The organism is Streptomyces sp. DS1-CR2 (assembly GCF_055760475.1).
This window is the reverse complement of the sequence record NZ_CM147085.1, coordinates 2,182,404-2,194,412: the sequence shown is the minus strand read 5'-3', so window position 1 is coordinate 2,194,412 and position 12,009 is coordinate 2,182,404. Positions and strand designations below refer to the sequence as shown.

Annotated in this window: 11 protein-coding genes; 8 read left to right on the top strand and 3 right to left on the bottom strand. The window is 70.8% G+C overall.

The window, feature by feature from the left end; genetic code table 11:
* The first annotated feature begins 3 nt into the window (after positions 1 to 3).
* From ACY0PA_RS10895 to ACY0PA_RS10865, 7 genes are all read left to right on the top strand, one after another.
* Positions 4 to 618 carry a TetR/AcrR family transcriptional regulator gene (locus ACY0PA_RS10895; protein ID WP_454405619.1) on the top strand — a complete coding sequence of 205 codons (615 nt, stop codon included), beginning with the start codon at positions 4 to 6 and terminating at the stop codon, positions 616 to 618.
* Positions 619 to 717: 99 nt separating this feature from the next.
* Positions 718 to 1,878, top strand: a complete 1,161-nt coding sequence (locus ACY0PA_RS10890) for an RNA-guided endonuclease InsQ/TnpB family protein (protein ID WP_473084443.1) — start codon at positions 718 to 720, stop codon at positions 1,876 to 1,878.
* Positions 1,879 to 2,113: 235 nt separating this feature from the next.
* Positions 2,114 to 3,532, top strand: a complete 1,419-nt coding sequence (locus ACY0PA_RS10885) for a CitMHS family transporter (protein WP_473084442.1) — start codon at positions 2,114 to 2,116, stop codon at positions 3,530 to 3,532.
* Between the two features lie 5 nt (positions 3,533 to 3,537).
* Complete coding sequence (locus tag ACY0PA_RS10880; RefSeq protein WP_473084441.1) at positions 3,538 to 4,806, top strand: MFS transporter; 1,269 nt, start codon at positions 3,538 to 3,540, stop codon at positions 4,804 to 4,806.
* A 269-nt stretch (positions 4,807 to 5,075) separates the two neighbouring features.
* Positions 5,076 to 6,464, top strand: coding sequence for an aldehyde dehydrogenase family protein (locus tag ACY0PA_RS10875; protein WP_473084440.1), 1,389 nt, complete (start codon positions 5,076 to 5,078; stop codon positions 6,462 to 6,464).
* 32 nt (positions 6,465 to 6,496) lie between these two features.
* The gene (locus ACY0PA_RS10870) at positions 6,497 to 7,579 is read left to right on the top strand and encodes a Zn-dependent alcohol dehydrogenase (protein WP_473084439.1); all 1,083 of its coding nucleotides are present in this window, start codon (positions 6,497 to 6,499) and stop codon (positions 7,577 to 7,579) included.
* A gap of 196 nt (positions 7,580 to 7,775) precedes the next feature.
* Complete coding sequence (locus ACY0PA_RS10865; RefSeq protein WP_473084438.1) at positions 7,776 to 9,104, top strand: MFS transporter; 1,329 nt, start codon at positions 7,776 to 7,778, stop codon at positions 9,102 to 9,104.
* Here the strand turns inward: ACY0PA_RS10865 and ACY0PA_RS10860 are convergent.
* The 3 genes from ACY0PA_RS10860 to ACY0PA_RS10850 form a co-directional block, all read right to left on the bottom strand.
* Positions 9,070 to 9,294 carry a hypothetical protein gene (locus ACY0PA_RS10860; protein ID WP_473084437.1) on the bottom strand — a complete coding sequence of 75 codons (225 nt, stop codon included), beginning with the start codon at positions 9,292 to 9,294 and terminating at the stop codon, positions 9,070 to 9,072. The two genes, ACY0PA_RS10865 and ACY0PA_RS10860, sit on opposite strands and share 35 nt — an antisense overlap.
* A gap of 63 nt (positions 9,295 to 9,357) precedes the next feature.
* Positions 9,358 to 10,068, bottom strand: a complete 711-nt coding sequence (locus tag ACY0PA_RS10855) for an ArsR/SmtB family transcription factor (protein ID WP_473084436.1) — start codon at positions 10,066 to 10,068, stop codon at positions 9,358 to 9,360.
* 43 nt (positions 10,069 to 10,111) lie between these two features.
* Positions 10,112 to 10,759 carry a TetR/AcrR family transcriptional regulator gene (locus ACY0PA_RS10850; protein WP_473084435.1) on the bottom strand — a complete coding sequence of 216 codons (648 nt, stop codon included), beginning with the start codon at positions 10,757 to 10,759 and terminating at the stop codon, positions 10,112 to 10,114.
* Positions 10,760 to 10,838: 79 nt separating this feature from the next.
* On the opposite strand from ACY0PA_RS10850, the gene ACY0PA_RS10845 reads away from it, so the two are divergent.
* Entirely contained in the window at positions 10,839 to 11,990 is a 1,152-nt protein-coding gene (locus tag ACY0PA_RS10845) for an acyl-CoA dehydrogenase family protein (RefSeq protein WP_473084434.1), read from the top strand.
* Positions 11,991 to 12,009 lie beyond the last annotated feature (19 nt).

Here is a 12,009-nt window from a genome sequence, read left to right as displayed (position 1 = left end):
GCCGTGGACCCCGTACCCCACACCGCCTCCATGCGCCGCGCCCCCGTCCAGCAGCGCAGCGCCGAACGCCTCAGCCGCATACTCGACTCCTGCGCGCAGCTGCTCGACGAAGGCGGCTACGACGAGCTCAGCACCCGGGCCGTGGCCGGCCGCGCCGGAGTGCCCATCGGCTCCGTCTACCGCTTCTTCGGCAACAAACGCGCCCTCGTCGACGCCCTCGCAGAACGCAACCTGGAGCGCTACGCCGAGCGGATCGCCCGGCGCCTCGCCGGGATCTCCGCGGGCGACTGGCGCGCCGCGATGGACGCCGTCCTCGACGAGTACCTCGCCATGAAGCGCACCGCTCCCGGCTTCTCCCTCGTCGACTTCGGCAACCAGATCCCCGTCGGCGCCGACGCCGGGCCCAACCACCGCCTCACCGACCGCCTCACCGACCTGCTCGCCGTTCACCTCGACCGCACGCCCGACGACACCCTGCGGCGCACGTTCCTCGTCGCCGTGGAATCGGCGGACGCCCTGGTCCGCCTCGCGTTCCGGCTCGACCCGGCGGGCGACGAGAAAGTCATCGCGGAGACGCGGGAGCTTCTGCGGGCTTATCTGGCGCGGGTGCTGGACTGAGGCCCTTGTGGCAAGGAGTGGCGTCCGGTGTCGGCCCGCTTGGCGCGGACTTTGCATGTTCGAATGCCCGGTGGTGCGCGTACGGATAGCGTCTTGCCTGTGAAGCTGGTCGTGCGGGTGAAGCTGCTGCCAACGTCTGTGCAGGCGTTGGCGCTTGAGGAGACCCTGCAGGCCTGCAACGAGGCAGCGAACTGGCTCTCCCGGCAGGCACATGCCGCAGGCGTCACGTCACGTGCGGCACTGCAGGCTTCGGCGTACACGGAGTTGAAGGCGCGGGGTCTGTCAGCGCAGCCCGCGCTGCATGTGGTGCGCAAGGTGGCCGATGCCTATACCGCGCTGGCGGCGAAGCTGAACGCCAGGCGAGCGAGCAAGCGCAGCACCGAGGCCGCTCTCGGCAAGCCGGTCGTCTTCCGGCCAGGGGCGGCGCAGCCGTTCGACGATCGCTGCCTGTCCTGGCAGACGGACAAGAGGACGGTCTCGATCTGGACCACCCGTGGGCGACTGAAGGGCATTGGCTTCACGGGCGCTCCCGATCACCTCGCGTTCTTGGCTGCCCATCGCAAAGGTGAATCCGATCTGCTCTACCGGAACGGCAGTTGGTATCTGGTGGCCACGTGTGAAGTCCCCGAGGCGGAACCGAATGCCGCACCGGACGGGTTTCTCGGGGTGGATCTCGGCGTCGTCAACATCGCGACCGTTTCTACCGGTGTCCGGTACGGCGGCCGCCGCATCAACCGCACCCGCGAGCGCGACGGAAAGTTGCGCTCCAAGCTCCAGCAGAAGAACACCAAGTCCGCGAAACGGCGGGCGAAGAAGCACGCGGGCAAGGAAGCCCGGCGTGCTCGAGACATCAACCACAAGATCAGCAAGTGCATTGTGGCGAAGGCCCAACGCACCGGACACGGTATCGCCCTGGAAGACCTCACGGGCATTCGTGAACGGGTACGGCTAAGGAAGCCTCAACGCGTCAGACTGCACTCCTGGTCCTTCCGTCAGCTCAGTCAGTTCATCGTCTACAAGGCAAAACGGGCCGGTGTTCCTGTGGTGTACGTCGATCCGGCCTACACCAGCCAGGAGTGCTCCCAGTGCCATCACATCGACCGGCGCAACCGGCCTTCCCAGTCCGAGTTCGCCTGCCGGGTCTGCGGCTTCGTTGAGCATGCCGACCTGAATGCGTCCCAGAACATCGCCGCACGCGGTTGGTGGGCATGGGTTCGCGGGGCCGAGTCACAGGCCCCTGCCCTCGCGCTCAGCGCGTAGGGCTGGACGCAGCCGGGCTCCGTCGAAGCCATCGACGACGCGAGCAGCAAGTCCGGGACGAGTTTCCCGGGCAGTGACGGGCGAACGTTAGGTCGGCCACATCCTCGATCCTGTGACCTGGAGTTTTGCGCTTATTGCTCGCACGTCAACATCTTGTTAACGCTGATGTTCGCGCCCTAGCGTCTCGCTGACCGCCACCTCAGGCGAAAGTTCGACGGCGAACGATAGGAACCTCATGCTGACGATCCTCGGATTCGTCATGATTGCCACCTTCCTGGTGCTGATCATGATGAAGAAGGTGTCGCCGATCGCGGCGCTCGTGCTCATTCCGGCTCTCTTCTGCGTCTTCGTGGGCAAGGGAGCCAAGCTCGGCGACTACGTCGTCGCAGGCATCGGTGACCTCGCACCCACAGCGGCGATGCTGATGTTCGCCATCGTCTACTTCGGTCTGATGATCGACGTCGGCCTCTTCGATCCGATCGTGCGCGGCATCCTCAAGTTCGCGAAGGCCGACCCGGTCCGCATCGTCGTCGGCACCGCCGTGCTCGCGGCGATCGTCTCCCTCGACGGCGACGGCTCCACCACCTTCATGATCACCGTCTCGGCGATGTACCCGCTGTACAAGCGCCTCAAGATGAGCCTGATCGTGATGACCGGTGTCGCCGCGACCGCCAACGGCGTCATGAACACGCTGCCCTGGGGCGGCCCCACCGCCCGCGCCGCGACCGCGCTGAAGCTCGACGCCAGCGACATCTTCGTGCCGATGATCCCGGCGCTCGCCGTCGGCCTGCTCTTCGTCTTCGCCCTCGCCTACGTCCTGGGCCGCCGCGAGCGCAAGCGCCTCGGCTACCTCTCCCTCGACGAGGTCACCGAGACCGTCACGGAGACGTCCGACGAGAAGGTGCTCGTGGGCGCCGGCGCCTCCGGCGGTACGGGTTCCGGCAAGAAGGCCTCCGGCGGCTCCGGCTCCGGCTCCGACGCGCCCTCGTACGAGAACGAGGACGGCGAGACCTTCGCCGCCCTCGACCCGAACCGCGCCACCCTGCGCCCCAAGCTCTACTGGTTCAACGCGCTCATGACGGTCACGCTGCTCACCGCGATGATCATGGAGTGGCTGCCGATCCCGGTCCTGTTCATCCTCGGCGCCGCGCTCGCCCTCACGGTGAACTTCCCGCACATGCCCGAGCAGAGGGCCCGCCTCGCCGCCCACGCCGAGAACGTCCTGAACGTCTCCGGCATGGTCTTCGCCGCCGCCGTCTTCACCGGCGTCCTCCAGGGCACCGGCATGGTCGACCACATGGCCAAGTGGGTCGTCGGCGGCATCCCCGACTGGATGGGCCCGCACATGGCCCTCGTCACCGGCGTCCTGTCCATCCCGTTCACGTACTTCATGTCGAACGACGGCTTCTACTTCGGCATCCTGCCCGTCCTCGCCGAGGCCGGGAACGCGCACGGCGTCTCCACCCTCGAGATCGCCCGAGCCTCCCTCATCGGCCAGCCGCTGCACATGTCGAGCCCGCTCGTCCCCGCCGTATTCGTCCTCGTCGGCATGGCCAAGGTCGAGTTCGGCGACCACACGAAATTCACGGTCAAATGGGCCGCGCTCACCGCGCTGGTGATCCTCGGCGCCGGATTCGTCTTCGGGATCCTCTGACCCCGATGAGTCTCACTACGGAGCCCGGCAGGAGAAGCTGGCTGCTCCGCCTCGTCATCGCCTTCAGCTTCGCGCAGGGGGCGGTGTCGATGGCGCGGCCGGCCGTCTCCTACCGGGCTCTCGCGCTCGGCGCGGACGAGCGCGCGATCGGTGTGATCGCGGGCGTGTACGCGCTCCTTCCGCTGTTCGCGGCCGTACCGCTCGGCCGCCGCACCGACCACGGCCGGTGCGCGCCCCTGCTGCCCGTCGGCGTCGTCCTCATCGCCGGCGGCTGCGCGCTCAGCGGCACGGCCGACTCCCTTGCCGCGATGGCCGCGTGGAGCGGTGTGATGGGCCTCGGCCATCTGTCGTTCGTGATCGGCGCGCAGTCGATCGTCGCCCGGCAGTCCGCTCCGGCCGAACAGGACCGCAACTTCGGTCACTTCACCATCGGCGCCTCCCTCGGTCAGCTCATCGGGCCGATCGCCGCGGGCGCGCTCATCGGCGGGCCCGACCTGGGGGCGACGACTGCGCTCGCACTGCTCGTCGCGGCCGCCGTCGCCGCGGTCTCGTTCACCTCGCTGTGGCGCATCGAGCACTCCCGTACGACGACGGGTGCGGCCGCACCTGCCGGGCCGCGCGTGCCGGTCGGCCGGATCCTGCGCAGCCGGGGTGTGCCCGGCGGCATCTTCATCTCCCTCGCGGTCCTGTCCGCGACGGACATCCTCACGGCGTATCTGCCCGTCGTCGGCGAGCATCGGGGGATCGCGCCGTCCGTCGTCGGCCTGCTCCTGAGCCTGCGCGCGGCCGCCACGATCGCCTGCCGCCTTGTGATGACGCCGATGCTGCGGCGCCTCGGCCGTGCGGCGCTCCTCGCGACCACCTGTCTGGTCGGCGGGGTCATGTGTGCGGGGATGGCGCTGCCTGTGCCGGTGTGGGCGCTCGCTCTGATGCTTGCCGTGCTCGGGTTCTGCCTGGGCGTCGGGCAGCCGCTGTCGATGACCACGGTCGTCCAGGCTGCGCCTGATGAGGCCCGGTCGACGGCGCTTGCGCTGCGGCTCACCGGCAACCGGCTGGGGCAGGTGGCGGCGCCGGCCGCCGCCGGTCTTGTGGCGGGAGTTGCTGGGGTTGCGGCGCCGTTCCTGATGCTGGGTGTGTTGCTGGTGGGGGCGGCTGGGGTCGGTCTGCGGGGTGGGAGTGGGGGGTCCTCCGGGCGGGGTCTCTTCCCCAGGCCCGCCCCTTCCCGAACCGGGGCTCCGCCCCGGACCCCGCTGCTCAAACGCCGGAGGGGCTAGCTACGCCCAGTGCGGCCGCCGCCCACGCGGCGGGTCTGCGCCGGGGCGATCGTGACGGGTGCATCGGGGGTGATCCTCCGGGAACTCCGGCAACTCCGGGAACTCCGGGAACTCCGGGAACGGTACGGATGGCCCGGACTCTGGAGAGGCACCGTTACTGAGGAATTACTGGCAGGGTGACGGGCGTCTCTGGCGCCCAAAAACTAACGGCGCTAGTTTGGGGCGCGGATCGACTACACCGTAGCCACGGCACCCTCGGGAGGATTGCGATGAAGGCCCACGACGGGATGTACATCGGCGGCGAGTGGCGGGTCGCCGCGGGCACGGACACGATCGCGGTGGTCAACCCGGCCGACGAGCAGGTCATCGCCCGTGTCCCGGCGGGCGTCGCCGAGGACGTCGACGCCGCTGTGTTCGCCGCCCACGAGGCGCTCCCCGCCTGGGCCGCGACCCCGCCCGCCGAACGCGCCGCGAGGATCGCCGCCCTGCGCGACGTCCTCGTCGCCCGCAAGGACGAGATCGCCGAGACGGTCACCGCCGAACTCGGCGCGCCCCTGCAGTTCTCGCAGATGGTGCACGCGGGCGTGCCGATCCTGGTGGCCGGCTCGTACGCCGAACTCGCCGCCTCGTACGCCTTCGAGGAGAAGGTCGGCAACTCCACCGTCTACGCCGAACCGGTCGGTGTCGTCGGCGCGATCACGCCCTGGAACTATCCGCTCCACCAGATCGTCGCCAAGGTCGCCCCCGCGCTCGCGGCGGGCTGCACCGTCGTCCTCAAGCCCGCCGAGGACACCCCGCTGACCGCCCAGCTCTTCGCCGAGGCCGTCCACGAAGCGGGCATCCCCGCGGGCGTGTTCAACCTCGTCACCGGCCTCGGCCCCGTCGCCGGCCAGGCGCTCGCCGGGCACCCGGGCGTCGACCTGGTCTCCTTCACCGGCTCCACCGCCGTCGGCAAGCAGATCGGCAGCGCCGCGGGCGCGGCCGTCAAGCGCGTCGCCCTCGAACTCGGCGGCAAGTCCGCCAACGTGATCCTGCCGAGTGCCGACCTCGCCAAGGCGGTCGGTGTCGGCATCGCCAACGTCATGGGCAACTCCGGCCAGACGTGCAGCGCCTGGACCCGCATGCTCGTCCACACCTCTCAGTACGACGAGGCGGTCGCGCTCGCCGCCGAGGCCGCCGCCAAGTACGGCGACCGCATCGGCCCGCTCGTCAACGCCAAGCAGCACACACGCGTGCGCGGCTACATCGAGAAGGGCGTCGCCGAGGGCGCCCGCCTCGTCGCCGGCGGCCCCGAAGCCCCGCGCGAGCAGGGCTACTTCGTCAGCCCGACCGTCTTCGCCGACGTCACCCCCGAGATGACCATCGCCCAGGAGGAGATCTTCGGCCCGGTCGTCTCGATCATCCGCTACGAGGACGAGGACGACGCCCTGCGCATCGCCAACGGAACGGTGTACGGCCTCGCGGGCGCCGTCTGGGCGGCCGACGACGCCGAGGCGGTCGCGTTCGCGCGCCGCATGGACACCGGCCAGGTCGACATCAACGGCGGCCGCTTCAACCCCCTTGCCCCGTTCGGCGGTTACAAGCAGTCCGGCGTCGGCCGCGAGCTGGGCGCGCACGGCCTGTCCGAGTACCTCCAGACCAAGTCTCTCCAGTTCTAGCCAGCCCTCCAGTTCTAGGAGCTCCGCGCCTCATGGTCCGTGCCGCTGTACTGCCCGCTGTCGGCTCCCCCCTGGAGATCACGGAGATCGACCTGCCCGAACCCGGCCCCGGCCAGATCCGCATCAGGCTGGCCGCCGCCGGGGTCTGCCACTCCGACCTGTCCCTGACCAACGGCACGATGCGCGTGCCCGTCCCCGCCGTGCTCGGCCACGAGGGCGCCGGCACGGTCGTCTCCGTCGGCGAGGGCGTCACCCATGTCGCACCCGGCGACGGCGTCGTCCTCAACTGGGCGCCCGCGTGCGGCAAATGCCACGCCTGCTCGCTCGGCGAGGTGTGGCTGTGCGCCGATGCCCTCACCGGCGCGGGCTCCGTGTACGCCCACCGCTCCGACGACGGCAGCGACCTCCACCCCGGCCTGAACGTCGCCGCGTTCGCCGAGGAGACGGTGGTCGCCGCGAACTGCGTCCTGCGCGCCCCCGCGGGCGTCCCCCTCACCGACGCGGCCCTCCTCGGCTGCGCCGTCCTGACCGGATACGGCGCCGTGCACCACTCGGCGCGGGTCCGCGAGGGCGAGACGGTCGCCGTGTTCGGCGTCGGCGGGGTCGGCCTCGCCACGCTCCAGGCGGCCCGTATCGCCGGCGCCTCGAAGATCATCGCGGTGGACGTCTCGCCGGAGAAGGAGGAGCTGGCCCGCAAGGCCGGCGCCACCGACTACGTCGTGGCCGGTGAGACCACCGCACGCGAGATCCGCGGCCTCACCGGCAAGCAGGGTGTGGACGTCGCGGTCGAGTGCGTGGGCCGCGCCGTGACCATCCGTACCGCGTGGGAGTCCACGCGGCGCGGCGGCCGCACCACGGTCGTCGGCATCGGCGGCAAGGACCAGCAGGTCACTTTCAACGCCCTGGAGCTCTTCCACTTCGGCCGCACGCTCTCGGGCTGCGTCTACGGCAACTCCGACCCGGCGAAGGACCTCCCGGTCCTGGCCGAGCACATCCGCGCGGGCCGCCTCGACCTGAGCGCGCTCGTCACCGAACACATCGCCCTCGACGGGATCCCCGCCGCCTTCGACAACATGGTCGCGGGCAAGGGAGGACGAGCGCTGGTCGTCTTCTAAGCAGGCGATTCCCATGACCCCGGACGCCCGTGCGGCCGGGGTCGCAGGGCTGCCCGCACGCGGCCCGCGCTTTCCCATGGCCGGGCAAAAACTGCTGCTGCGCAACCCGTTGACCCGCGTACCGTCCGGTCAGTATGTTCCCCGGACCGCGGCGCCGCGGATCGTCCCCTCCCCGTAGTCACCGGAGTGTGCACGCATGGACACGGCACCATCCGCTCGCCCCGCAGCCACCGCTTCCTCCGAAGCCGAGACCCGCGCCCGAAGAAGGGTCGCCACCGCCGCCGCGCTCGCCTCGGCCGTCGAGTGGTACGACTACTTCGTCTTCGGCATCGCGGCCGCCCTCGTGCTCGGCGACCTCTACTTCCCCTCCGGCAGCTCGTCGGCGGGCGTGCTCGCCGCCTTCGCAACCTTCGCCGTCGGCTTCCTGGCCCGCCCGCTCGGCGGGGTCATCGCCGGCCAGCTCGGCGACAAGCGCGGCCGCAAGCCCATGCTGGTCCTCGCCCTGACCCTGATGGGCCTCGCCACCACGGGCATCGGCCTGCTCCCCACGTACGACACGATCGGCGTGGCCGCGCCGATCCTCCTCGTCGCCCTGCGCGTCGTGCAGGGCCTCGCCGTCGGCGCCCAGTGGGGCGGCGCGATGCTGATGGCCACCGAGTACGCCCCCGAGGGCAAGCGCGGCCTCTACGGCAGCCTCGTCCAACTCGGCGTCCCCATAGGCGTGGTGACCGCCAACACCGTGTTCCTCGTCGCCGGCGCCCTCACCAGCGACAGCGCCTTCACCGCGTGGGGCTGGCGGCTCCCGTTCCTGGTGGGCCTGCTCGTCCTGGCCCTTGCCTGGTACATCCACGCGAAGGTCGAGGAGACCCCCGAGTTCAAGGCCGCGGAAGCGGAACTGGCGAAGGCGGAGGCGGACCGCTCCCGCTCCCCGCTGCGCAGGATCCTGCGCGAACACCTCGGCACGGTCTTCCTCGCGGGCGGCTCCTTCGCCGTGAACACCGCGACGTTCTACATCATCATCACGGGAGTCCTCGACTACACGACCCGTGAACTCGGCATGAAGCGCGAGGCCGTCCTGACCGTCTCGCTCTGCATCAGCCTCACCCAGCTCGCCCTGATCCCCGCGTCGGCGGCCCTCTCCGACCGCATCGGACGGCTGCGGATCTACGCACTCGGCGCGGCGGGCCTCGTCGTGTGGGCCGTGCCGATGTTCCTGCTCATCGACACGGGCTCGTTGCTCTGGATGGCCGTCGGCACCTTCGTCACCAGCTGCTTCCTGAGCATCATGTACGGGCCGCAGGCCGCGCTGTTCGCCGAGCTGTTCACCGCCGAGATGCGCTACACGGGAGCCTCGCTCGGCTACCAGATCGCGGCCGTGTTCGGCGGCGGACTCGCGCCGTTCGTGATGGTGCTGCTCCTGGAGGCGACCGGCACGTCGATGGCCGTCTCCGGCTACATCATCGGGCTCGGCGTGATCGCCCTGATCTCCATCAAGGTGCTTGCGGGGCGGGCGGCCGCGCGCTGAGCGTCCCCGCCGCCCTCGGCTCCGGCACCGCGGGTGCCGGAGCCGAGGTGCGCAGCCCGGGGAAGGACCGGGCCGCCGCCAGGAAGGCGAACGTCGTCGGGACGAACGGCCAGGTGAACGTGTGCCCGCCGGACGGCGCGACCACCGCCGCCATGGCCGACGTCGCGGCCGTCGCCGTGAACGCGCCCACCGCCGCGTACGCCAGAGTGCGCGGAGAAGAAGGGGCCTATCGCGGCAGGAAGCCCGCTCCCGGCTAGCGCAGCGCCGCCGCCTCGATCCCCAGGGCGTCCCCGAACGCACGCTCCCCGTCCGGCGTGACCTTCACGGCCCGCTCGGACCCGATCCGCACGACCCAGCCCGCGTCGAACGCGTGGCTGCACAGCGCCGCGCCCGCCGTCCCCGCGAGATGCGGCCGGCGCTCGGTCCAGTCCAGGCACGCCCGTGCCATGGGCCGCCGCCCCGACCGCTCAAGACCGATCCCCAACGCCCCGAACAGGTCCACCCCTTGTGAGGTCAGTGCGATCCCCGTATCCGTGCGCAGATCCCCGCGCCGGATCAGCGCGTCCGTGAGGGCGATGCCGAGACGGCCCGCGAGATGGTCGTAACAGGTGCGCCCGCGCGCCATCGCGTCCCGCGCGCTCACGGCCCGAAGCGTTCGCGGCCGTTCCCCGCCGTCCGGCGCCGCGTACGCGGCGAGTTCCTCGACGAGCCCCGCCACGCGCGCGTCCGCGAGCCGCACATAGCGGTGGCGCCCCTGCCGCTCCTCGGTGAGCAGGCCGCCCGCGACGAGCTTGCCCAGATGCTCGCTCGCCGTCGACGCCGCGACCCCCGAGTGCCGCGCGAGCTCACCGGCGGTCCACGCCCGCCCGTCGAGCAGGGCGAGCAGACAGGCCGCGCGGGTCTCGTCGGCCATCAGTGCGGCGAGCGCGGCGAGGCGCGGTGCGCCGGGTTCCCTGGACTTCATGGGTCCAGGATGCGCCCGGCACGGTTCGGTGGCCGCCGAAACGTCAGTGCAGCGCCGCGGCCTGCTCGTACTGCAGCGTGAGCCCGTCGAGGAGCGCTCGCAGGCCCGTCTCGAAGGCCCGCTCGTCGATCAGCTTCTGGCGGTCGGCGAGCAGGTGCGCCTGGCCGAGGTGGGGGTAGTCGGCGGGGTCGTACGCCGTCTCGTCGTCGACGAAGCCCCCGGCGAAGGAACCGAGCGCGGAGCCCGTCACGAAGTACCGCATGAGCGCGCCGATCGACGTGGCATGCGCCGGGGGCCAGCCCGCGTCCACCATCGAGCCGAACGCGGCATCGGCGAGCCGGAGCCCCGCGGGCCTGCGCCCAGGCCCCTGGGCGAGCACCGGGACGATGTTGGGGTGCGTGAGCAGAGCCGCCCGGTAGGACACCGCCCAGTCGTGCAGGGCCGTGCGCCAGTCGCGCCCGTCCGCGGCGTCGAACATCGACAGGTCGACCTGCGCGCTCACCGAGTCGGCGACCGCCTCGAGGATCTGGTCCTTGGTGCGGAAGTGGTTGTACAGCGAGGGGCCGCTCACGCCCAGTTCGGCGGCGAGACGCCGCGTGGAGACGGCCGCGAGGCCCTCGGCGTCGACGAGAGAGAGCGCCGCCGTGACGATGCGGTCTCTGCTCAGGAGGGGCTTGCGCGGTCGGGCCATGCGGCACATAGTAGGGCTGTCAACCAAAAACTAGCAGTGCTAATTTACTGCTCATTCACTCATGCCTGAGGTGTGGTCCATGAATCTGGAGCTCAGCGAGGAGCAGGCGGCCGTAAAGCAGCTCGCCAGGGACTTCGTGGCGCGCGAGATCACCCCGAACGTCGTCGGCTGGGACCGCGCCGAAGAGGTCGACCGCGGCATCGTCAAGAAGCTCGGCGACGTCGGCTTCCTGGGCCTGACCATCGACGAGGAGTACGGCGGCTCGGGCGGCGACCACCTGGCGTACTGCCTGGTCACGGAGGAACTGGGGCGCGGCGACTCGTCCGTGCGCGGCATCGTCTCCGTCTCGCTCGGCCTGGTCACCAAGACGATCCAGTCGTACGGGACCGAGGAGCAGAAGCGGGAGTGGCTGCCGCGGCTCACGGCCGGCGAGGCCCTCGGCTGCTTCGGGCTCACCGAGCCCGGCACCGGCTCCGACGCCGGCGGCCTCACCACCCGGGCCGTCCGCGACGGCGACGACTACGTGATCAACGGCTCCAAGATGTTCATCACGAACGGCACCTGGGCCGACGTCGTCCTTCTCTTCGCCCGCTCCACCGAAGCGCCCGGACACAAGGGCGTCACCGCCTTCCTCGTCCCCACGGACACTCCCGGCCTCACCCGCCGCACCATCCACGGCAAGCTCGGCCTGCGCGGCCAGGCCACCGCCGAGCTGGTCCTCGAGGACGTTCGCGTGCCCGCCTCCGCGATGCTCGGCCCGGAGGGCAAGGGCTTCTCCGTCGCCATGTCGGCGCTCGCCAAGGGGCGCATGTCGGTGGCTGCGGGCTGCGTCGGCATCGCGCAGGCCGCACTCGACGCCGCGGTGGGATACGCGGCGGAGCGCGAGCAGTTCGGCAAGTCCATCGCCTCGTACCAGCTGGTGCAGGAGCTGATCAGCGACATATCCGTCGACGTGGACGCCGCGCGCCTGCTGACCTGGCGCGTCGCCGACCTCATCGACCGCGGCGAGGACTTCGCGACCGCCGCCTCCAAGGCCAAGCTCTTCGCCTCCGAGGCCGCCGTGCGCTGCGCGAACAACGCCCTCCAGGTCTTCGGCGGCTACGGCTACATCGACGAGTACCCGGTCGGCAAACTCCTGCGCGACGCCCGCGTCATGACCCTCTACGAGGGCACCAGCCAGATCCAGAAGCTCATCATCGGCCGCGCGCTCACCGGCGTATCGGCCTTCTGAGTACGTTTCTGAGTACGCG